The following is a 21,607-nucleotide window of genomic DNA, read 5'->3' as shown; positions in this document are numbered from 1 at the left end:
GGGGCGCGCCAACCAACTGGTCCGTCATGGCGATTGGTCGCAGGCGGGCATGACCAAGATGGCGGCTGGGGATGCGGCACATCCATCGCGTCGTGGCCGAGCACGGTGGCCTGCCGAACGCGGCCCAGGTCGGGCGCGACGGTGCCGCCGCAGCCTGGCTGCTGGTGCAGCATGCCGATGCCGATCCTGCATTCCAGGAACAGGTATTGGGCACGCTGGCACCCCACGTTGCGCGCGGCGAAATCCCGCATGCTCCCTGGTGTTGTTGACAGACCGCGTGCTGGTCGGCAACGGCAAGCCGCAACGCTATGGCACGCAGTTGGTCGCGCAGCAGGGCCGCTGGGTACCCAAACCCATCGAGGATCCGGACCACGTCGATGAAAGGCGTGCCGCGGTGGGCGAAATGCCGCGGGCCGATTACATCTGCGTGGCCGCGCAGCTGTTTCCTGCGCCGTAACGGGCCGGCACACCAACTGCCAAAAACGCAAAAGGCCCGCAAAAGCGGGCCTGTTGGTTCAACCGGTCCCTGCAACTCAGAACGCGAACGTCACGCCTGCCACCGGACCCTTGAACTCCTGCTTCAGGCCGACCAGGCCGTCGCTGCCCTCGCGGTCCACGTCCAGCCTGAACCAGTCGTAGCCGGCGAAGATGCCGAAGTTCCTGGTGAAGCGGTATTCGGCAATCGCGTTGGCGCGGCTCAGGTCGCCTTCGTAGTCGCCGAAGTCGCCCCAGCTGGTGTTGAGGTACTGGCCCTGCACGTTGAACAGCCAGTGTTCGCTCGGACGCGCGGTGAAGCGGATGCCCACGACCGGCGCAGCGCCGTCTTCGCTTTCGTCCACGACATCGCCGGTGAACACGCTACCCAGGTCGGCATACGCATTGGCCTCGACCTTGGCGTATTCGGCACCGATCTGCAGGCCCAGGCTGAATTGCGGTGAGTCGATCACGGAATAGTCGTACACCAGGGTCGCGACCTGATACTTCAGCTCACCCTTGATGAAGCTGCCGCTCGGCACGGTTACGCCACCGGCGCTCAGATCCTGGCTCAGGGTCTCGCGGCGATCCTTGTCGTACTTGAAGTAATCGAAGATCAGGCGCTGACGGGTGCTGATGCGGAACACGCCATCCACGCGCGGCTCCCATTCCTTGCCGCCAAGCTTGAAATCTTCGTTCACCGACACGTTGTTGCCAGCCAGCAGGGTGTTGCCGCGGATGGTGTTGTCGTTGTCGACATTCATCGCGCCGAGACGGAGCTGGAAGCGGTCGTCGGTGTCCTCGGCGTGTGCGGGTGTCGCATACGCGGCAGCCAAAACGCACGGAATGGCCAGTGCCAGGAGGTGTTTCATGGGGAGCTCCGAATTCTTGGAATGGTCAGGCAGTTCGGCCTGTGCCGCGCATAGTCGATAAGGCGGCGTCATTCAAAAGTGAAGGAGCTGTCTAATCACTGTGAAGGCGGTCATAGCAATCGGACAAAACGGTCCGCTTCATCGACGCCCTAATCCTTTGGTCGAGTCATGCACCTGTCGCGCGATCTCCGAAATCGTGCGGAGCCACGCATGCGGCGCACCGATTGGACCGCCGATGGGAAGGTCACGGGTGCCGCAAAGGCGTACAAAAAGCAGGAGCCCCGGTCTCCCAGGGCTCCTAGACGCGGCCTGCGGCGGTACCTTTCGACGAGGATGTGCAGGCCTCGCAGGTTCTGACCGCCGCTTTGTGGCAAAGTTCCCACCCGCTGCGGCGGCCGTCGTGTGGTGCATTGCAGCAAGCGATGACCTCTGCCGGTTGTCTCGCAATTTGTCCCATTGCTATACTTTCGCGGCTCGACGAAGCGCAACTGCGCTTCCCACCCATTCACACGTAAGGTAACCGTAGTGCTGAACTCCGTTGACGCGGGTCGGCGGTTGATGCTGCGCGCTGCGGTATATCCGCTTGCTGCCGTAGCTATAACCAGTCTGGGGTTGCTGTTGGTTGGTCCCCGTTACTCTGCCGGTCTGGCATTGACCGGGTTTGCAACGGTACTGGGCGGTTGGGTTGCGGCACGTACCGCGCTCGGTGGCGGCATCCAGGCAGCAGGCATCGCGATGGTGCGGTTGGTGCTGGCGATGGTGCTGAAGTGGGTGTTGGTATTTGCGGCGTTGTCGCTGGGCTTTGCCCTGTGGCGGCTGCCTCCTCTGGCTCTGTTGGCGGGTATTGCCATCGGGTTGATTTTTCAGGTTCTGGCTCTGGCCAGACGTTGATTCGAACTTAAAGGGCTCCAGACACATGGCGGGCGAGGCAGCAACCCCTACCTCCTACATCCAGCATCACTTGCAGAACCTGATCTATCCGGTTCGCGAGGGTGGCGGCACGTTTTGGACCATCCACGTCGACACCCTGGTCATGGCGGTGTTGATGGGCCTGGTCATGGTGCTGGCGTTCTGGACGGCGACCCGCAATGCCACGGCCGGCGTGCCGGGCAAGTGGCAGGCATTCGTGGAAATCTGCCTGGAGTTCGTCGACCGGCAGGCCAAGGACACCTACCACGGCAGCAGCAAGCTGGTGACGCCGATCGCGATCACCATCTTCTTCTGGATCCTGTTGATGAACCTCATCAAGATGATTCCGGCCGATTTCATCGCCATTCCGCTGGGCTGGGCCGGTATCCACGCCTGGAAGCCGGTGCCCACCGCCGACGTCAACGCCACCTTGGGCATGTCGATCAGCGTGTTCTTCCTGATGATCGTGTTCTCGCTGCGCTCCAAGGGCGTGGGCGGCATGACCAAGGAATTCCTGACGGCGCCGTTCGGCAAGTGGATGATGCCGTTCAACCTGCTTTTGAACATCGTCGAGTGGCTGAGCAAGCCGATTTCGTTGGCGATGCGACTGTTCGGCAACATGTTCGGCGGCGAGATCGTCTTCCTGCTGATCTGGGTGCTGGGCGGTGCGGGCATCGCCGGCATGTTCGCTGGCGGCGTATTCGGCCTCGGCTGGATGCTGTTCCACCTGCTGGTGATTCCGCTGCAGGCCTTCATTTTCATGATGCTGTCGATCGTGTATCTGAGCCTTGCCGAAGACAGTCACTGAGTTTCGCTACACCCTTCATACGCTTCATCCCGATTCATCCATCACCCTTAGAAACTTTCGTTCGGAGATCACCATGTACCTCGCCGTCCTGACCAACCTCGCTCAAGTCCAGAGCTCCACCGTCCTCGCCGTCGGCATCATGATCGGCCTGGCCGCGCTGGGTGCCGGCCTCGGTCTGGCCATCATGGCTGGCAAGTTCCTGGAATCGGCCGCGCGCCAGCCGGAACTGATCCCGGTGCTGCAGGTCCGCATGTTCATCACCGCCGGCCTGATCGACGCCGCGTTCATCATCAGCGTCGCTGTCGGCCTGCTGTTCGCCTTCGCCAACCCACTGGCCCAGGTGTTCATCGAGCGTCTTTCGCAGGCTGCTGGCTGATCCAGCGGTAGCAGGATGTGGAGGCAGCCAGTGCGGCTGCGTCCGCGGATGAAGGTCGGAAAGCGTCGCCACTGCGGCGGCGCTTTCACCCCTAAACAGCGATTGAGCGACCCATGGATATCACCCTTACCATCTTTGCCCAGGCGCTGGCCTTCGCCGGTCTGATCTGGATCGTCGCGACCAAGATCTGGCCGCCGCTGCTGCAGGCGATCGAAGAGCGTCAGCAAAAGATCGCTGAAGGTCTGGCCGCGGCCGATCGCAGTCAGAAGGATCTGGCGCAGGCGCAGGAAAAGGTCAACGAAGCATTGAAGGACGCACGCACCAAGGCCAACGAGATCATCGATCAGGCCCATGCGCGCGCCAACCAGATCATCGAAGCGGCCAAGCATGAGGCGATTGCCGAAGCCAACCGTCAGAAGGAGTTGGCACAGACCGAAATCGACGCATCTGCCACCCGTGCCCGCGAAGAACTGCGCAAGCAGGTCTCGGTGCTGGCGGTCAGCGGTGCCGAGAAGCTGCTCAAGCGCGAAATCGATGCCAACGCCCACAAGGCGCTGCTCGACGAGCTGGCGGCGGAGATTTAATCGATGAGTCAGGCCCTCACCCTTGCCCGTCCGTACGGCCGCGCCGCGTTTGCGATCGCGCGTGAGGGCGGCAACTTCGCGCCCTGGTCCGATGCGCTGGCGTTTTCGGCGCAGGTGGCCGGCGACCCGCGCGTGGCTGCATTACTGCTCAACCCGGCCCTGGGCCAGGATCAGGCAGTGACCTTGCTGGCGCCGCCGCAGGCGGGCGAGGACTATCTGCGTTTCCTCGGCGTGCTGGCCGACGCGCAGCGGCTGTCGCTGCTGCCGGAAGTGGCAGGACTGTACGAACAATTGCGGGCCGAGGCCGAACACGTCGTCAAGGCGACGGTGACCTCGGCGGCTGCAATGAGCCCGGCGGAACTGGACACGATCGCTGCTGCGCTGAAGAAGCGTTTCGGCCGCGAGGTGGACATCACCACCGCGGTGGATGCTTCGTTGATCGGCGGCGCGGTGATCGACACCGGCGACGTGGTCATCGACGGCTCGCTGAAGGGCAAGCTTGCGCGTCTGCAAAGCTCGCTCGCCCACTGAATTCACATAAACGCATGGCCCTCGCGGCCGGCACCTAGGACTGAACGATGGCAACCACGCTCAACCCCTCCGAAATCAGCGACCTGATCAAGACCCGCATCGATGCGGTCAAGCTGTCCGCAGAGTCGCGCAACGAAGGCTCCGTGACCAGCGTGTCCGACGGCATCGTGCGCATCTTCGGCCTGGCCGACGTGATGCAGGGCGAAATGATCGAACTGCCGAACAACACGTTCGCACTCGCACTGAATCTGGAGCGCGATTCGGTCGGCGCCGTGGTGCTGGGCGACTACGAGAACCTGCGCGAAGGCGACGTGGCCAAGACCACCGGCCGCATCCTGGAAGTGCCGGTCGGCCCGGAACTGCTCGGTCGCGTGGTCAACGCACTGGGCGAGCCGATCGACGGCAAGGGCCCGCTGGGTGCCACCCAGACCGCACCGGTCGAGCGCGTGGCGCCCGGCGTGATCTGGCGCAAGTCGGTCGACCAACCGGTGCAGACCGGTTACAAGTCGGTCGATGCGATGATCCCGATCGGCCGCGGCCAGCGCGAGCTGGTCATCGGCGACCGTCAGACCGGCAAGACCGCGCTGGCGATCGATGCGGTGATCAACCAGAAGGGCACCGGCATCAAGTGCGTGTACGTGGCGATCGGCCAGAAGGCCTCGACCGTTGCCAACATCGTGCGCAAGCTCGAAGAAAACGGCGCGCTGGCGCACACCGTGGTGGTGGCGGCGACCGCATCCGAATCGGCCGCGATGCAGTACATCAGCCCCTACGCCGGCTGCACCATGGGCGAATACTTCATGGACCGCGGCGAAGACGCGCTGATCGTGTACGACGATCTGTCCAAGCAGGCCGTGGCCTACCGCCAGATCTCGCTGCTGCTGAAGCGTCCGCCGGGTCGCGAAGCCTATCCGGGCGACGTGTTCTATCTGCATAGCCGCCTGCTGGAGCGCGCCGCGCGCGTGTCCGAAGACTACGTGGAGAAGTTCACCAACGGTGCGGTGACCGGCAAGACCGGTTCGCTGACCGCGCTGCCGATCATCGAAACGCAGGCCGGCGACGTGTCCGCGTTCGTGCCGACCAACGTGATCTCGATCACCGACGGCCAGATCTTCCTGGAAACCGACCTGTTCAACGCCGGCATCCGCCCGGCCGTGAACGCCGGTATCTCGGTGTCGCGCGTCGGTGGTGCGGCCCAGACCAAGATCATCAAGAAGCTGTCCGGCGGCATCCGTATCTCGCTGGCGCAGTACCGCGAGCTGGCGGCGTTCGCACAGTTCGCCTCGGACCTGGACGAAGCCACCCGCAAGCAGCTCGAGCGCGGTCAGCGCGTGACCGAGCTGATGAAGCAGAAGCAGTACGCGCCGATGTCCATCGCCAACCAGGCGCTGTCGATCTACGCCGTCAACGAGGGCTACCTCGATGACGTGCCGGTCAACAAGCTGCTGGCGTTCGAGGAAGGCCTGCACGCGCACTTCGCCAACACCCAGGGCGAGCTGGTCTCCAAGATCAACAGCACCGGCGGTTGGGACAACGATATCGAAGCCGCCTTCAAGAAGGGCATCGCAGAGTTCAAGACCACCGGCACCTGGTAAGGGCGCCGGGATTCGGGATTTGCAGAAGCGGTGGTTCAGGGCGTTGGCTGATGCCCAGCCCCCGCTTCTGATTCCCAGACGTTAGGTATCCGGGGTTCTCGGAAGCGGTGAGGTAGGGAGGCTCTAGCCAATCCCGAATCCCGATTCCCGAATCCCACTAAGCGAGCGAAGCGAGCGAGTATGGCAGGCGGACGCGAAATCAAAACCAAGATCAAGAGCGTGCAGAACACCCGCAAGGTGACGCGCGCGCTCGAAATGGTCTCGGCCTCCAAGATCCGCAAGGCGCAGGAGCGCATGAAGACCTCGCGTCCGTATGCGCAGGCGATGAAGCAGGTGATCGGGCATCTGGCACAGGCCAGCACCGATTTCCAGCATCCGTTCCTGGTCGAGCGCGAGCAGGTCAAGCGGGTCGGTTACATCGTGATCTCGTCCGACCGCGGCCTGGCTGGCGGTCTGAACAACAACCTGTTTCGCAAGATGCTGGGCGAAGTGCGCCCGTGGCAGGACAAAGGCGCCGAGATCGACGTGGTGACCATCGGTCAGAAGGCCTCGGCCTTCTTCCGTCGCGTCAAGGTCAACATGGTCGGCAGCGTGACTCACCTGGGCGACAGCCCGCAGGTGGAGCAGTTGATCGGCGTGATCAAGGTGATGATCGATGCCTTCATCGAGGGCAAGGTGGACCGTGTGTATCTGGTCTACAACCGCTTCGTGAACACCATGACCCAGAAGGCCAGCTTCGATCAGCTGCTGCCGCTGCCGGCCGCCGAGCATAAGGTGGCCCACCACGATTGGGATTACCTGTACGAACCCGATGCCGCGACCGTGCTGGAGCACGTGATGACGCGTTACATCGAGTCGCTGGTGTATCAGGCCGTGCTGGAAAACGTGGCCTCCGAACATGCCGCGCGCATGGTGGCGATGAAGGCCGCCAGCGACAATGCCAACAAGATGATCGGCACCTTGCAACTGGTCTACAACAAGGCGCGCCAGGCGGCGATCACCCAAGAAATTTCGGAAATCGTCAGCGGCGCGGCCGCTGTGTAGCCGGGAATGGAGAATCGGGAAACGGGAATAGGCAAGGCCGTCGGTGCTCTTGATCTTCCCATTCCCCATTCTCGATTCCCCATTCCCGACACCAGAATCGAACAGACATGAGTGGAGTTATCCAAATGAGTCAGGGCAAGATCGTTCAGATCATCGGCGCGGTCGTCGACGTCGAATTCCAGCGCAATGAAGTACCCAAGGTCTATCACGCGCTGAAGGTCGAAGGCACCGCCATCACCCTGGAAGTGCAGCAGCAGCTTGGCGACGGCGTGGTGCGCACCATTGCGCTCGGCTCCACCGACGGCCTGAAGCGCAACCTGCTGGCCACCAACACCGAGCGCGCCATTTCGGTGCCGGTCGGCGCCGGGACGCTGGGCCGCATCATGGACGTGCTGGGTCGTCCAATCGACGAAGCCGGCGACGTGCAGGCGTCGGACCATTGGGAAATCCATCGCGCTGCGCCGTCGTACGAAGACCAGTCCTCCAGCACCGAGCTGCTGGAAACCGGCATCAAGGTCATCGACCTGATGTGCCCGTTCGCCAAGGGCGGCAAGGTCGGCCTGTTTGGCGGCGCCGGCGTCGGCAAGACCGTCAACATGATGGAACTGATCAACAACATCGCCAAGGCGCACTCGGGTCTGTCCGTGTTCGCCGGCGTGGGCGAGCGTACCCGCGAGGGCAACGACTTCTACCACGAGATGAAGGACTCCAACGTGCTGGACAAGGTCGCGATGGTGTACGGCCAGATGAACGAGCCGCCGGGCAACCGTCTGCGCGTGGCGCTGACCGGTCTGACCATGGCCGAGTACTTCCGCGACGAGAAGGACGAGAACGGCAAGGGCAAGGACGTGCTGCTGTTCGTGGACAACATCTACCGCTACACGCTGGCCGGTACCGAAGTGTCCGCGCTGCTTGGCCGTATGCCATCGGCGGTGGGTTACCAGCCGACCCTGGCCGAGGAAATGGGCGTGCTGCAGGAACGCATCACCTCGACCAAGAGCGGTTCGATCACCTCGATCCAGGCCGTGTACGTGCCTGCGGACGACCTGACCGACCCGTCGCCGGCGACCACCTTCGCCCACTTGGATTCCACCGTGACGCTGAGCCGTAACATCGCCTCGCTGGGCATCTACCCGGCCGTGGATCCGCTGGATTCCACCAGCCGCCAGATGGACCCGCTGGTGATCGGCCACGAACATTACGACACCGCCCAGCGCGTCCAGCAGACCTTGCAGAAGTACAAGGAACTGAAGGACATCATCGCGATCCTGGGCATGGATGAGCTGAGCGAAGAAGACAAGCAGTCGGTGTCGCGCGCACGCAAGATCGAGCGCTTCTTCAGCCAGCCGTTCCACGTTGCCGAAGTGTTCACCGGCTCGCCGGGCAAGTACGTCTCGCTGAAGGACACCATCCGCGGGTTCAAGGCGATCTGCGATGGCGAATACGACCACCTGCCGGAGCAGGCGTTCTACATGGTCGGCAGCATCGAAGAAGCCGTCGAGAAAGCCAACAAGATGAGCGCCAAGGCCTGATGCGATCCCAGCCGTTACACGGCTGGAATCGTGAATCGGGAATCGGGAATCGTAAAGGCGGGTCATCGGTGGATTGGAATTGAACGGAATCGGAAAAGCGCGCAGCCAGCCGCTCTTCCCATTCCCGATTCCCGACTGCCGATTCCCCGCCTCACTACAGTGAGGCACCATGAGCACTATCCGTTGCGACATCGTCAGCGCCGAGAAGGAAATCTTCCACGGTGAGGCGACGCTGGTCGTGGCCACCGGCGAGTTAGGCGAGCTGGGCATCGCGCCCAAGCATGCGCCGTTGATCACGCGTCTGAAGCCGGGCAAGGTGGTGGTGACCACCGCCAATGGCGAACATCTGGATTTCGCTATTTCCGGCGGCATCCTGGAAGTGCAGCCGCAGGTGGTGACCATCCTGGTCGACACCGCAGTGCGTGCGCAGGACATCGATGAAGCGGCCGTGCGCAAGGTCAAGGAAGAGGCCGAGCGACTGTTGGCCAACCGTGGTAGCACGGTCGACGTGGCCGAAGCACAGCGTCAGCTGGCGGAAGCAACGGTGCAATTGCAGGCGCTGGAGCGCTTGCGTCGCAACCTCAAGCACTAGGCGCGTGCCTGCCACCCGATGGGTGTGCATGCACCGCAAGCAGCTGCAAGTCATCTGCAGATGGAATTCGAAACGCCGACACTTGTGTCGGCGTTTTCGTTTTTGGAGCTTCGCATGCGGGTCCGCGAATCTGCCGTGGCCCGCGGCAGGCACACTGTCTTGGCGCACCCTGTCCGGCAGCGGTGCATGGCACCCTTCTCCAGGCACGTTGAGGAAATGGCATGACTCGCTTGATCGATGGCATTCGCGCGTACGTAGTGACCGGCCTGTTGGCCGCCGGATTGCTGGGGTGCGCGTTGCCTGCACGCAGCCAGCCGCCGTTGGATCTGTTGATGGACCGCATCGTGCAGCGCAACGCCATTGGCGACGCGGTAGCGCTGAGCAAGTGGGACAGCGGCAAGCCAGTGCTGGATCAGGCGCGCGAGGCGGCAGTGTTGCAAAGCGTCCGCGATCAGGCGCCGGCGCATGGGTTGGATGCCGACGATGCGGCGCGTTTCTTCGGGGCGCAGATCGAAGCCAACAAGTCGGTGCAGTACGCGCTGTTGCACCACTGGCATGAGCGCGGACGCGCACCAACTACCGCGCGTCCGGATCTCACCGCGCTGCGCGCACGCCTGGATCAACTGCAGGGCGAACTGCTCGATGCGCTGGCCGATGTCGCGCCAGCGCGCAGCGCACCCGACTGCCCGGCCACCACCGCGCGTGCAGCGGCGCATTACGCGGAGCAATGGCAGCTGGATGCGTTGCATCGCGCGGCACTGGTACGCGGCCTGGGCGATTTTTGCCACTGACCCGTAGCGGTGAGGTGTCTGCGATGACGCGTCCTCGGTCGTGCTGTCTGCTGCAGGGTGCCGACCGGGTATGTCTGCTTGAAACAGCGACACACGCTGGGATGCTTAGATCGCCAAACATATGAGAATGGGGTCGCTGCCAGTAAAAGCCTGGCTGCTGCAGGACAACAGCGTTTGCTTGCCGCTTGGCAAGCACCGCTTGGTTGCATCGCAGAATGCAGAATCGAGGCGCGCGCGAGGACGCCAGTGGCATCCGTCTCCTTAGCAGGGCGACGCTCCATTGATCGCCACTTGAGGAATGCAGCCGCTTCGCAACAGCAGGTCTGTGCGCAGGCGACGCCTGTCTATCTGCGTGCTGCGCTAGCTAGCCGAATGATCGCGGGCCTGCGCATGCTTCGATTAGCGATACACCACATGCCGGCCCAGGAAGAACGACACGATTGCCAGGCCGCCTTCGACCAGCGGTTTCGCTAACCAGGCCTGACGCAAGCCGAGTAGGTCCACCGTCGTCGAGAGCAGCCAGGTGCTGATCAGTGTGAGCGCCAGCCACATCAGCGCGAAGCGGCGGAAGCGTTGCCAGCCCAGCCGCGCATCGCCCTGCTGGGCGAAGGTGTAGCGGCCATTGAGCCAGAAGCCGAGCATGGCGCCACCGAGGCGTCCAAGCAGATTGGCCGGCACCGCAGGCATGCCTGCGGCGGTGGCAGCAATGAAGAGGCCGCAATCCACGGCCAGCTGCAGGACCCCAATCATCGTGAACTGGCTGCCTTGGCGGAACAGACTCATGCGTGCAGGATGAAGCAAAGGGGCGCCCATCCTAGCGGCAGTGAAGCTCAAACGCTGCTATCGCCGACGAACGCTGCATCCGGGCAACGACGCGGCGGGGCGCAGCGACTAGAATTTAGCCATCTTTATGTCTGGAGTGTCTTCATGACTCTGCCCCTGCACGTTGTGATCCTGGCCGCGGGCGAGGGCAAGCGCATGCGCTCGTCCCTGCCCAAAGTGCTGCAGCCACTGGCCGGCCAGCCGATGCTGGCCCACGTGATCGCCACGGCGCGGCAGCTGCAGCCGGCGGCGATCCATATCGTGTACGGGCACGGTGGCGAGCAGGTACAGGGCGCCTTCGCCGATCAAAGCGATCTGCGGTGGGCCGAGCAGCGCGAGCAGCTGGGCACCGGACATGCCGTGCTGCAGGCGATGCCTGCGATTCCCGACGCGGCGACGGTGCTGGTGTTGTATGGCGATGTGCCGCTGATCCGCAGCGAGAGCCTGCTGCAGTTGCTGCATGCACCGGGCCGGATGGCGGTGCTGGTGGCCGAACTGGCCAATCCCACTGGCTATGGACGCATCCTGCGCGATGCGGGGGGCAAAGTGGCCGCCATCGTCGAACAGAAGGATGCCAACGACGAGCAGCGCCGCATCCGCACGATCAATACCGGCATCCTCACCGCCGAATCCACCGCATTGCGGCGCTGGTTGGCTGGTTTGTCCAACGACAATGCGCAGGGCGAGTTTTATCTCACCGACGTGTTCGCCAGCGCCGCTGCCGATTTCACCCCGGCCGACATGGTGCATGTCGCCGACCCGCAGGATGTGGAGGGGGCCAACGACCCATGGCAGCTGGCTCAGCTCGAACGTTCATGGCAGCTGCGCGCTGCACGTGCGCTCTGCCTGCAGGGCGTGCGCATGGCCGACCCGGCGCGGGTGGAGCAGCGCGGCAGCGTGCAGGTGGGCTGCGATGTGCAGTTGGATATCGATGTGATTCTGGAGGGCGATGTCACGCTGGGCGATGGTGTGGTGATCGGTCCATTCGTGCGCTTGCGCGATGTGACGCTGGGCGCTGGCACCCAGGTGCGCGCGCACTGCGACCTGGAAGGCGTGGTCACCGAAGGCGCGGTGCAGATCGGCCCGTTCGCACGCTTGCGCCCCGGCACCGTGTTGGCCGATGGCGTGCATATCGGCAATTTCGTGGAAACCAAAAAGGTCACCATGGGCGTCGGCAGCAAGGCCAATCATCTGACCTACCTGGGCGATGCGGTGATCGGCAGCAAGGTCAATATCGGTGCCGGCACGATCACCTGCAACTACGACGGGGTGAACAAGTCGCAGACGACCATCGGCGATGGCGCGTTTGTCGGCTCCAACAGTGCGCTGGTGGCGCCGATCGAGATTGGCGCCCACGCCACTATCGGTGCCGGGTCGGTGATCACGCGCGATGCGCCGGCTGGCCAGCTCAGCGTGACGCGTGCGCGGCAGACCGTGATCGAAGGCTGGGAGCGGCCGACCAAGAAGTAGCGTTCTTTCCAGGCGTGCGGCTTGGCTGCATGTCGCCGCAAGGGCGGGCAGTTGCGCCATGCACAGGCCACGCCCGTCACGACCGATCACGAGGTGCACGATGCAAAAGGCACGTTACGCGTTGCTGGCGATGTTACTGCCGCTATTGGCGGCAGTGCTGCCAAGTGCGGCCCATGCGCAGACCTACCGTCTGTATCTGGCGCCGGACGGCAACGATGCGGCGGCAGGCACCAGCGCCGCGACCGCGTTGCGGAGTCTGGCGGCCGCCCAGCAGCGGTTGTTCGAGCAGCGGCCCAGCGGCGCGGTGGACGTGGTGATTGCCGCAGGCACGTATCTGCGGCAATCGGTGCAATGGACATTCACCAACGGGGCATCCATTCGTTTCATCGCTGCCCCCGATGCTGCCGCGCCGCCGTGGTTCGACGGACGCGGTGGCGCGACCTGGTTCACGCTGAAGGGCGGCGGCGATGCGGCCACCCGGCTGACCTTCGCCGGTTTGAAGATCAGCAATTACTGGATGGCGATGGACCTGGGCAGCAGCAAGCGCAGCGCGGACGGCAACAGCGGCAACGTCATCCGCTCGATGACCTTCGAGCGGATCGGTGGCCTGCATGGCAGCAGCACTGAGGCCGCCTATTCGTTCGCGGCGATCCGCTTGCAGAACTCGCGCGACAACCGCATCGAACGCAATCGCTTCGTGTCGATCGAAAACGACACCAGGACCTCGGGCTTCGTGCATGCGATCTACCTGGCGCGCCACTCCTCCGGCAACCGCATCGAAGGCAATACCTTCACCGACGTCAACGGCGATGCCGTGCGTACCCGCGATGCTTCCGACAACACCTACGTGGCGGCGAACCGTTTCGTGCGGGCCGGCAAGTACGCGGCGTTTTCGGACTGGATCAAGCCCGATGGCGAATGCCCTTCGCAAGGTGGGCAGTTCGTCGACAATACCGTGGGAGCCGGTTATTACGGCGTCATCGCCGCCACCGGTACCAGCGGTGCGGACGATGCCTGCGGTGCGTTGAAACAACCGCGGATCGAAGAACGCGGAACGTTGCGCGGCAACTGATCGCGGCGATCGGCGACTGCTCGGCAGAGGCTGCCGGCGCCGCTGGCGTGCTGGCCGGGCCAATGGCCGGACAGTTCGCCGCCGCATTGCAAGCTGCGCGTCTGCTGGCGCTCGCTCTGGTCGGTGCAAGGATCGGTCGCATGCCAGAGGCATCGGGCAGGAGTCGTCGAGATCCGCATGCCAGGCGCTTGCAGCGAACTAGCCAGCCGCCGCAGCCGGCAGCAGCAAGGTGACGCACAAGCCGCCGTGTTCGCGGTTATGTAGCGAGATGCGTCCGCCATGCGCTTCGGCGATTTCGCGGGTGAGTGCCAGGCCAAGCCCTGTGCCATTGCGCTTGGTCGAATAGAACGGCATCAGTGCGTTATGCAGCACCGCCTCGTTCATGCCGTTGCCACGGTCGAGCACTTCGATGCGCAGCCACTGCGGCACGCGCGTCACCCGCAAGGCGACGTCGCTGTTGGGCGGCTGCGCTTCGCTGCAGGCTTCGTGCGCATTTTTGAGCAGATTGAGCAGCGCCTGTTCGACCTGCGCTGCATCGATCCGGCTGGAGACATCGATGAGCGTGCCCTGCAGCTGGAACGGAATCTGTTGCTGCAGCCGCTGCAGAAACGGCGCCCATTCGATGGTCTGCAGCTGCGGTTGCGGCAATTTGGCAAAGCGCGCATAGCCACGGATGAAGCCTTCCAGGTGACGCGCGCGCTCCTCGATGGTTTCGAACACGGTGCCCAGCCGATCGATGCGTTCGCGGCGCAGTAGTTCGGCACCGGAATGCGCCAGCGAGGCGATCGGTGCCCGCGAGTTATTCAATTCGTGGCTGATCACGCGGATGACTTTTTTCCAGGTCTTCACTTCCTGGCGGCGCAACTCGTTGGTCAACGTGCGGATCAGCAACAGCTCGTGTCCGCGCCCGTTGATGTGAAAGCTGCGCCGCGACAGATGGTAGATCCGCTCGTCTTCTTCGTCATCGCCGTCTTCGCGCACCGCGAACAGACAGTCGCCACCGCGGGCCAGGGAATCGCGCAATTCGGACGGCATGCGGCCGAGCACATCGTCCAGATGCTGGCCTTCAAGCTTGCGTCCGTCATACAGCAGTTTGCGTGCAGCGTCATTGGAAAACCCGATCCGGCGCAGGCCATCGCCGCCGGCGACGACCAGCAGCATGGCCACCGGTGTGTTCTGCAACATGGTGTCGAGCATCAGCTCGCGCTGTACCAGATGGCTTCGTTGTGCGCGCAGCACATCGCCCAGTTCGGCATGCGCCTGTACCGGTTGCGCCAGTTCGTCGTTGCCGCGCCAATACACACCGAAGTTGTACTCCCCATCGCGATAGCTGCTGGTGGTGCCAGCCAGCGCACGAAACAGCGAACGCATCGGCGCAGTAGCGCGGCTTAGAGCGGCTAACAAAACCCAGGAAGCATGCGTAAGCAGATGATGGAGCATGCAAGCGAGAGCAACGCCAAGTGGATATCGATGCGGCGTTCGAAGCGGATACGCAGCTTGCCCATGCCGGCAAACCAAGCGTGCGTGCGCTTGAGGACCCAGCAGTGCTGGCCCAGGCGGTCGTTGCGTTCGATGCCCTTGCGAGCAATCTGCGCAATGATGCCGCGCTGCTTGAGGGCGTTGCGGCAACGGTCGATGTCGTAAGCCTTGTCGGCATGCAGTTTGCGTGGATAGCGTCGCGCATGCCCTGGTTTTCCACCGATCGCAGGCAATGCATCAAGCACTTCTTCGAACGCGACCGAGTCGTGTCGATTGGCACCGGTGACGCACACAGCCAGCGGCACGCCGTTGCGATCAACGATCAGATGCCGTTTGCTGCCGAGTTTGCCGCGATCGGTCGGGTTTGGCCCTGTATACGGGCCCCCCGGGGGGAGGCCACGCTGGCGGCGTCCAGACTTGCTCGGCTCAGATCCAGTGTGTCGGCGGGACGTCGCTCGGTCAGCAACACCTGATGCAGACGATGCCACCCCCCGCTGGCTTGCCAATCACGCAACCGCCGCCAGCAGGTCATGCCGCTGCCATCGCCAAGTTCCGAAGGCAGGTCTTCCCACGCAATGCCCGTGCGCAGCACGTAGACGATGCCGTTGAGGGCCTGCTGATTACTGACACGAGGTCGTCCACCTTTGGGGGAAGGCTTGACCTGCGGAATCAGTGGTTCGATGCGCTTCCACAGCGCAGTTGGGATCTCGTTGCGACGTTTTATGCCGGCAATGATGCCGCCGGTTCGACAGAATTCAATGGTTTTGTTAGCCGCTCTAAGAGAGACACTGCTGTTCCAAGATTAGTGAACAAACGGAATCTGATTGACGACGGTCGCGCTGCGGACACCGGGCAGGTTACGGAGTGCTGCCAGGTCTTCACGTGTGCGCGCTTCTGCATTGACCTGAGTGCCGATGCCCCCGAGCTGGATGCTGACCAGTTCTGATTCGGCGATGCCGCTGGGCTGCTGCAGCGTTTCGATGCGGTTGCCGATCAAAAACAGGGAATTGCAGATGATCGCGCAGGGGAGTGCGATTTCGAGAACGATCAAGGCTGCTGCGGTCTTGTGGCGGCACCAGGTGGAAACGATGGGTCGGATGTCCATGGGCGGTACCTTGGGATAAGAGGCCGTGCCCGCCGCAGCACGGTGGGCATGTTGGTCAGGACGCTTTGAGCTGTAGCGCGGGCGTGACCTGGATGGCGCGCCAGGAGGGCAGCAAGCCGGCCAGCAGACTGGCAACCAGCGCCAATACGAAGGTAAGCAACAGCATGGTCGGATCCAGATGCGCAAGCTTGGCGTAGTCGACGGGTTGTTGGCGCACCACCCACAATCCCAACCATGCCAACCCAAGGCCTGCAATGCCGCCTGCCAGTCCGATGGTTCCGGCTTCGACCAGGCACTGCGCAAAGATGGCGCCGCGTGAGGCGCCCAGGGCGCGACGCACACCAATCTCGCCACTGCGGCGCAGAAACTTGGCCAGCAACAGACCAACGGTATTGAGCAGACAGACCAACAAGAAACCCATTGCCAGCCATAACTGCAAGCGGACGTCGCTGGGAACCACCTTTTTGTACTCCAGCCACTCCATCACATTGCGAAGGCGGGTATTGTTCGGTCGTTCGAAACGCCCCGCGGCGCGTTGCTGATCGGAATAGTTGTCCAGGTAGGCTCTGTAGTCGCTGGTCTTTGCCGGGCTCTCCAGCTCCACCCAATACTGCATCCATGTGCAAGACGCGTTGAGCGCAGTCTGATCGCTGTTATCGCTCTTGCCGTAGCAGTTCATGCCACCGTAATGATCCATCTTCAGATCAATTGCGACGGAGAACGGTAAATACACCTGCTCGTCTGAGCCGTAGCTATTGCTGAGGTCATAGAAACGCGGATTGACCTTCCATTCGTTGAGCACGCCAACGATGCGGAAGGTGCTCTTGTCCATGCGCAAATCGCGGCCCACGCTGTTGCCACCGTCGAACAGTTTGTCGTTGAGTTTCTTGGTGATGACGGCAACGCGTTCGTTTTTTTCGTCGCTGCCGGCTGACCAAGCCTGTCCGTACAGGAACGGTGTTCGAACATCGGGAAGAAGTCGGCTGAAGTAAAGCGAGCCTCCGACTTGAACGCGGCGATGCCGTTCTTGTCTGGCTCGATGGCTACTTGCCCACCGGTCATCAGGGCTTGGCGTTTGGCACGCTTTTCACGTAATAGCGCTTCGGCATCGAAGCGGGTTACTTGGTCATCCGGCTTTTCGCCTGGCTGAAAACCGGCCTTCGGTTTTGGGTCGACGAGCACATTGAACAACCGGTCGCTCTTCTGCGGGATCGGATCGCCCGACAACACATAGAACACCGTCAACGTCGTCATGCTCGCACCGATGCCCAGCGCGATGGCCAGCACCATCAGCGCGGTGAGCACCTTGTTGCGGCGGAAGCTGCGTAGCGCCAGGTTGAAGTAATAGCCGAACATGCGGGTGGTCCGTATTCGGCCAGGTTTGCAGCGGCGCTGGGCGCGCGCATCAGGCTGGGGTTGCGTTCCAGATCGGTGGCCTGGCCGTCGACGATGTGCACGTTGCGCTGCGCGCGTGCGGCCAGTTCCGGGTCGTGGGTGACCATGACGATGGTGGTGCCCTGGCTGTTGATTTCTTCCAGCAGTTCCATCACCCCGCGTACCATTTGCGAATCGAGGTTGCCGGTGGGTTCGTCGGCCAGCAGCAGGCGTGGGCTGCCGGCCAATGCACCTGCGATCGCGGCGCGCTGCTGCTGACCGCCGGACAGCTCGGTGGGGTAATGGCGCAGCCGCGAGCCCAGGCCGACCTTGGTCAGGGCGTCTTCGATACGCTGCTTGCGCTCGGCGGCCGGCATGCCGCGGTAGCGCAGCGGCACATCGACGTTGTCGAACAGGTTGAGGTCGGGAATCAGATTGAAGCCCTGGAAGATGAAACCGATCTTCTGATTGCGCAGCCGCGAACGCGCGTCGTCGGACAGATGGCTAACGTCTTCGCCGTCCAGCAAATACTGCCCGCTGGTGAAGGTTTCCAGCAGGCCGGCCAGGTTGAGGAAGGTGGTTTTGCCCGACCCGGAGGGGCCGGTGACCGCAACGAATTCGCCTTCGCGCACATGCAGGTCCAGCGACCGCAGCGCGTGCGTTTCCACCTGTTCGGTGCGGAAGACCTGGAGACCGCTTGCATCTTGAGCATTGCCGATTCCTTTGCGAAGAAGAGTGCGACGAGGTGGAATGACTGAATCAGTGGACGGTGACGCGCGCTGCGTCGCCAAAGTTGTCTGCGCCGGAGACCACCACGCGGTCGCCTGCCTGCAGGCCGGACAACACCTGCACTTCGCCCAGGCTGCTGACACCGAGCTTGACCGGGCGGCGCACCGCGGTGTTGCCATCCATGACGTAGGCGTAATTGCCACCGGATTGTTCGACAAACGGGCCGCGTTCGACTTTAAGCACGTTGCGGCGCGTGTCCATGACTACGCGCGCACTCATGCGCTGGCTCTGGCGCAGACCCGGCGGCTGCTTGTCGGTGAAGCGAATGCGCGCGGTGACCTCGCCGGTGACCACTTCCGGCGACACGGCCGAGATGGCGCCCGGGAACGGTTCGCCGCTGCCGCTGGTGAGCTGGGCCGGCATGCCGATCGCCAGATCGCGCGCGAAACTTTCCGGCACCTTGATCTCGACTTCGAACTTGGACAGGTCAACCACGCCCAGAATCGGCGCGTTCGCAGCGACCTGGGTGTGCTGCACCGCCTGCACCTGGCCGACCTGGCCATCGAATGGCGCCAGCAGGGTGAGCGCGTCCACCTGGCGCTGCACCTCGGCCACCACGGCACGCTGGCGGTCGGCCAGCAGGCGCTTGTTGCGCGAGTCCAGGTCCGCGCCCTGGCTCTTGAGCACCGCATCGCGCTGGGCATGCTGCAGATCGATGTCGGTCTTCTTCAAGGTGTCCTGCGCCTTGGCCAACTCCACCTGCGGCACCGCACCGCCATCAAAGCCGCGCTGGTAGCGTTCCAGGTCGCGCGCGGCGGCCTGCTTGTCGATCATGGCCTGGTCGGTGAGCTTGCTGGCGTTGGCACGCGCCAGGGTTGCATCCAGCGCGGCACGGCTGGATTCGGCTTCCAGGCCGGCCAGGGTGGCCTGCTCCTGCGCCAGCTTGCTACGCAACTCCGGGCTGTCGACGCGTGCCAGTTCCTGGCCCTGCTTGACCACATCGCCGGCCACCACGCTCAGCGTCACCGTGCCGGCCGAGATGGCGTACAGCACCGGGCTGTTGGCGGCGATCACGCGACCGTCGGCGGCGATGTCGCGCACCAGCTCGCCCTGGGTAACGGCGGCGATGCGCACCCGGCTGGCGTCGAACGAGCGGCTGCCGGCGCTCCACGCAGTCACTGCCCAGCCGATGCCGGCCAACACGGCCACCGCGGCGATGCCGGGCCACAGCCAACGGCGCCACTGCGCGCCCTGGCGGGGGACGGAGAACCTGGTCCTGGGCAGAGGTATCGCGGATCATGATCGGCTGGCTCGGTGACGTCACCGCGATAAAGCAGGACGTGTGCCAGCCTTCAAGCTATTGAAATAGAATGGATTTATCGCTTTATGCCCAGTGTCCGCAGTGTCCGCGGACACTGGGATCGGACACGCTGTCCGGGCAAGGTCATACAGCGGACAAGAGCGGACAAGAGCGGACACGCTAAAATGTCCGACTTCTTTTCTGAGAGTTGTCCTATGTGCGGCATTGTCGGAGCGATCGCCGGGCGCGATGTGGTCCCGGTCCTGATCGAGGGACTCAAGCGCCTGGAATACCGCGGCTACGATTCCTCCGGCATTGCAGTGCTCGACGGCGTGCAGGTGCGCCGGGTGCGCCGTACCGGCCGAGTGGCCGAGATGGAGCAGGCCGCGCAGGCCGAACGCTTCGGCGCCACGCTGGGCATCGGCCATACGCGCTGGGCCACCCACGGTGGCGTGACCGAAGCCAATGCACACCCGCACATCAGCGCAGGCGTGGCGCTGGTGCATAACGGCATCATCGAAAACCACGAAGCGCAGCGCGAGACGCTGCGCACGCTCGGCTACACCTTCGAGTCGCAGACCGACACCGAGGTCATCGCGCATCTGATCCATCATCATCTAGGCAGCGCGGGCGATCTGTTGACTGCGCTGCAGCGCACCGTCAAGGAACTCACCGGTGCCTACGCGCTGGCGGTGATGAGCCAGGCCGAACCGGAACGTGTCGTCTGCGCGCGCATGGGCTGCCCGTTATTGATCGGCGTGGGCGAGGGCGAGAACTTCGTCGCCTCCGATGTCTCCGCCGTCGTGCAGGCCACGCGCCAGGTGATCTTCCTCGAAGAAGGCGACACCGCCGAATTGCGCCGCGACGGCGTGCGCATCTTCGATGGCAACGATGCGCCGGTCGCGCGTCCACTGCATCTGTCGGATGTGTCGCTGGCCTCGCTGGAGCTGGGCCCGTTCCGCCACTTCATGCAGAAGGAAATCCACGAACAGCCGCGCGCGCTGGCCGACACCATCGAAGCGGCAATCGATGCAAAGGGCTTCCCGGCATCGCTGTTCGGGCCCACTGCCGAAGCGGTATTGCGCGACGTCGAAGGCGTGCAGATCCTGGCCTGCGGTACCAGCTACTACGCCGGCCTGACCGCGCGCTACTGGATCGAAGCCATCGCCGGGCTGCCCTGCAGCGTGGAAATTGCCAGCGAATACCGCTATCGCGCTGCCTACGCAAACCCGAAACATCTGATCGTGACCATCTCGCAGTCGGGCGAAACGCTGGACACGATGGAGGCGTTGAAATACGCCAGATTGCTGGGGCACCTGCACACGCTGTCCATCTGCAACGTGCCGGAGAGTGCGATTCCACGCGCGAGCGAACTGGTCTGCTACACCCGTGCCGGTGCCGAGATCGGCGTGGCGTCCACCAAGGCATTTACCACGCAGCTGGCGGTGTTGTTCCAGCTGACCGTGGTGCTGGGCAAGTTGCACGGGCGCGTCAGCGATATCGAAGAAGCCGATTATCTGGAGCAGCTGCGCTTCCTGCCCGGCAGCGTGCAGCACGCCTTGAACCTTGAGCCGCAGATCATGGCCTGGGCCGAGCGGTTCTCGCCGAAAGAGAACGCCTTGTTCCTTGGTCGCGGCCTGCATTACCCGATCGCGCTGGAAGGCGCGCTCAAGCTCAAGGAAATCTCCTATATCCACGCCGAAGCGTACCCGGCCGGCGAGTTGAAGCACGGCCCGCTGGCACTGGTGGATGCGGCGATGCCGGTGGTGGTGATCGCACCGAACGATCGCTTGCTGGAGAAAGTCAAATCCAACATGCAGGAAGTGCGCGCACGGGGCGGCGAGCTGTTCGTATTCGCCGACCAGGACAGCCAGTTCAGCGAATCCGAAGGTGTGCACGTGATCCGTACGCCACGCCATGCTGGCGTGCTGTCGCCGGTGATCCATACCATCCCGGTGCAGTTGCTGGCCTATCACACGGCGCTCGCACGCGGCACCGATGTGGACAAACCGCGGAATCTGGCCAAGTCGGTGACGGTGGAGTAAGCGCAGCTCCTGTGCGGCTGCGCGCACGGTCAGGTGTCCGCGGCCGGTGCGCGGAAACGCGTGCGTGTTTCGCGTTGTCCACGCCGTGGATAAAGCGCTAAGG

At 63.4% G+C, this 21,607-nt stretch carries 19 protein-coding genes and 4 pseudogenes; 15 read left to right on the top strand and 8 right to left on the bottom strand.

Annotated features, from left to right (window positions below; translation table 11 throughout):
- Positions 1–71 precede the first annotated feature (71 nt).
- Complete coding sequence (locus XBLMG947_RS10615; protein WP_065468445.1) at positions 72–269, top strand: hypothetical protein; 198 nt, start codon at positions 72–74, stop codon at positions 267–269.
- The gene (locus tag XBLMG947_RS10610) at positions 260–457 is read left to right on the top strand and encodes a DUF6624 domain-containing protein (RefSeq protein ID WP_065468443.1); all 198 of its coding nucleotides are present in this window, start codon (positions 260–262) and stop codon (positions 455–457) included. The genes XBLMG947_RS10615 and XBLMG947_RS10610 overlap by 10 nt, the downstream gene beginning before the upstream one ends.
- 76 nt (positions 458–533) lie before the next feature.
- Here XBLMG947_RS10610 and XBLMG947_RS10605 read toward each other — a convergent pair whose 3' ends face one another.
- On the bottom strand, positions 534–1,346 hold the full coding sequence (locus tag XBLMG947_RS10605) for a hypothetical protein (protein ID WP_065468441.1): 813 nt from the start codon (positions 1,344–1,346) through the stop codon (positions 534–536).
- 525 nt (positions 1,347–1,871) lie between these two features.
- Here XBLMG947_RS10605 and XBLMG947_RS10600 point away from each other — a divergent pair.
- The 10 genes from XBLMG947_RS10600 to XBLMG947_RS10555 all read left to right on the top strand — a co-directional run bounded on the left by XBLMG947_RS10600 (position 1,872) and on the right by XBLMG947_RS10555 (position 10,108).
- A complete protein-coding gene (locus XBLMG947_RS10600; protein WP_074059361.1) occupies positions 1,872–2,237 on the top strand; it encodes a hypothetical protein in 366 nt (121 codons plus the stop codon).
- A 25-nt stretch (positions 2,238–2,262) separates the two neighbouring features.
- Positions 2,263–3,063, top strand: coding sequence for a F0F1 ATP synthase subunit A (atpB, locus tag XBLMG947_RS10595; RefSeq protein WP_065468439.1), 801 nt, complete (start codon positions 2,263–2,265; stop codon positions 3,061–3,063).
- Between the two features lie 73 nt (positions 3,064–3,136).
- Entirely contained in the window at positions 3,137–3,439 is a 303-nt protein-coding gene (atpE, locus tag XBLMG947_RS10590; protein ID WP_002814105.1) for a F0F1 ATP synthase subunit C, read from the top strand.
- A gap of 113 nt (positions 3,440–3,552) precedes the next feature.
- Positions 3,553–4,023, top strand: a complete 471-nt coding sequence (locus tag XBLMG947_RS10585) for a F0F1 ATP synthase subunit B (protein ID WP_065468437.1) — start codon at positions 3,553–3,555, stop codon at positions 4,021–4,023.
- A 3-nt stretch (positions 4,024–4,026) separates the two neighbouring features.
- Positions 4,027–4,554 carry a F0F1 ATP synthase subunit delta gene (locus XBLMG947_RS10580; protein WP_005992070.1) on the top strand — a complete coding sequence of 176 codons (528 nt, stop codon included), beginning with the start codon at positions 4,027–4,029 and terminating at the stop codon, positions 4,552–4,554.
- A gap of 47 nt (positions 4,555–4,601) precedes the next feature.
- Positions 4,602–6,149, top strand: coding sequence for a F0F1 ATP synthase subunit alpha (gene atpA / locus XBLMG947_RS10575; RefSeq protein ID WP_065468435.1), 1,548 nt, complete (start codon positions 4,602–4,604; stop codon positions 6,147–6,149).
- A 180-nt stretch (positions 6,150–6,329) separates the two neighbouring features.
- Positions 6,330–7,193 (top strand): F0F1 ATP synthase subunit gamma, encoded by an 864-nt coding sequence (atpG, locus tag XBLMG947_RS10570; protein WP_065468433.1) that lies wholly within the window; start codon positions 6,330–6,332, stop codon positions 7,191–7,193.
- A 125-nt stretch (positions 7,194–7,318) separates the two neighbouring features.
- The gene (gene atpD / locus XBLMG947_RS10565) at positions 7,319–8,725 is read left to right on the top strand and encodes a F0F1 ATP synthase subunit beta (protein WP_011035801.1); all 1,407 of its coding nucleotides are present in this window, start codon (positions 7,319–7,321) and stop codon (positions 8,723–8,725) included.
- Between the two features lie 169 nt (positions 8,726–8,894).
- On the top strand, positions 8,895–9,317 hold the full coding sequence (locus XBLMG947_RS10560) for a F0F1 ATP synthase subunit epsilon (RefSeq protein ID WP_065468431.1): 423 nt from the start codon (positions 8,895–8,897) through the stop codon (positions 9,315–9,317).
- A gap of 221 nt (positions 9,318–9,538) precedes the next feature.
- On the top strand, positions 9,539–10,108 hold the full coding sequence (locus XBLMG947_RS10555; RefSeq protein ID WP_065468429.1) for a chorismate mutase: 570 nt from the start codon (positions 9,539–9,541) through the stop codon (positions 10,106–10,108).
- Between the two features lie 399 nt (positions 10,109–10,507).
- Here the strand turns inward: XBLMG947_RS10555 and XBLMG947_RS10550 are convergent, their stop codons facing one another.
- On the bottom strand, positions 10,508–10,891 hold the full coding sequence (locus XBLMG947_RS10550; RefSeq protein ID WP_065468427.1) for a GtrA family protein: 384 nt from the start codon (positions 10,889–10,891) through the stop codon (positions 10,508–10,510).
- Positions 10,892–11,035: 144 nt separating this feature from the next.
- Here XBLMG947_RS10550 and glmU point away from each other — a divergent pair, with 144 nt between their 5' ends.
- Together glmU and XBLMG947_RS10540 are read left to right on the top strand one after the other, a co-directional pair.
- On the top strand, positions 11,036–12,400 hold the full coding sequence (glmU, locus tag XBLMG947_RS10545; RefSeq protein WP_065468425.1) for a bifunctional UDP-N-acetylglucosamine diphosphorylase/glucosamine-1-phosphate N-acetyltransferase GlmU: 1,365 nt from the start codon (positions 11,036–11,038) through the stop codon (positions 12,398–12,400).
- Between the two features lie 100 nt (positions 12,401–12,500).
- Positions 12,501–13,472 (top strand): NosD domain-containing protein, encoded by a 972-nt coding sequence (locus XBLMG947_RS10540; RefSeq protein WP_065468423.1) that lies wholly within the window; start codon positions 12,501–12,503, stop codon positions 13,470–13,472.
- Between the two features lie 198 nt (positions 13,473–13,670).
- On the opposite strand, the gene XBLMG947_RS10535 is transcribed toward XBLMG947_RS10540, so the two are convergent.
- The 6 genes and pseudogenes from XBLMG947_RS10535 to XBLMG947_RS10510 all read right to left on the bottom strand — a co-directional run bounded on the left by XBLMG947_RS10535 (position 13,671) and on the right by XBLMG947_RS10510 (position 19,459).
- Entirely contained in the window at positions 13,671–14,912 is a 1,242-nt protein-coding gene (locus tag XBLMG947_RS10535) for a sensor histidine kinase (RefSeq protein WP_425479274.1), read from the bottom strand.
- A protein-coding gene (locus tag XBLMG947_RS21515; RefSeq protein ID WP_209437476.1) for an IS5 family transposase occupies positions 14,870–15,675 on the bottom strand; the annotation gives its coding sequence in 2 pieces (ribosomal slippage) (positions 14,870–15,345 and positions 15,345–15,675; 807 coding nt in all). Before XBLMG947_RS21515 ends, XBLMG947_RS10535 begins: the two co-directional genes overlap by 43 nt.
- Positions 15,676–15,759: 84 nt before the next feature.
- Positions 15,760–16,056 (bottom strand): annotated as a pseudogene (locus tag XBLMG947_RS10525) (ABC transporter permease); the annotation flags it as partial.
- 55 nt (positions 16,057–16,111) lie between these two features.
- Positions 16,112–17,412: pseudogene (locus XBLMG947_RS10520) on the bottom strand (ABC transporter permease).
- Between the two features lie 14 nt (positions 17,413–17,426).
- Positions 17,427–18,142, bottom strand: a pseudogene (locus XBLMG947_RS10515) (ABC transporter ATP-binding protein); the annotation flags it as partial.
- Between the two features lie 47 nt (positions 18,143–18,189).
- A pseudogene (locus XBLMG947_RS10510) lies at positions 18,190–19,459 on the bottom strand (efflux RND transporter periplasmic adaptor subunit).
- 215 nt (positions 19,460–19,674) lie between these two features.
- Between XBLMG947_RS10510 and glmS the strand changes: the two are divergent.
- The gene (gene glmS, locus XBLMG947_RS10505; protein ID WP_065468415.1) at positions 19,675–21,504 is read left to right on the top strand and encodes a glutamine--fructose-6-phosphate transaminase (isomerizing); all 1,830 of its coding nucleotides are present in this window, start codon (positions 19,675–19,677) and stop codon (positions 21,502–21,504) included.
- Positions 21,505–21,607 lie beyond the last annotated feature (103 nt).

It is taken from the genome of Xanthomonas bromi (assembly GCF_900092025.1).
In the GTDB taxonomy this organism is placed as follows: domain Bacteria; phylum Pseudomonadota; class Gammaproteobacteria; order Xanthomonadales; family Xanthomonadaceae; genus Xanthomonas; species Xanthomonas bromi.
The sequence above is the reverse complement of the archived record's forward strand: the minus strand, read 5'-3'. Positions and strand labels throughout refer to the sequence as shown.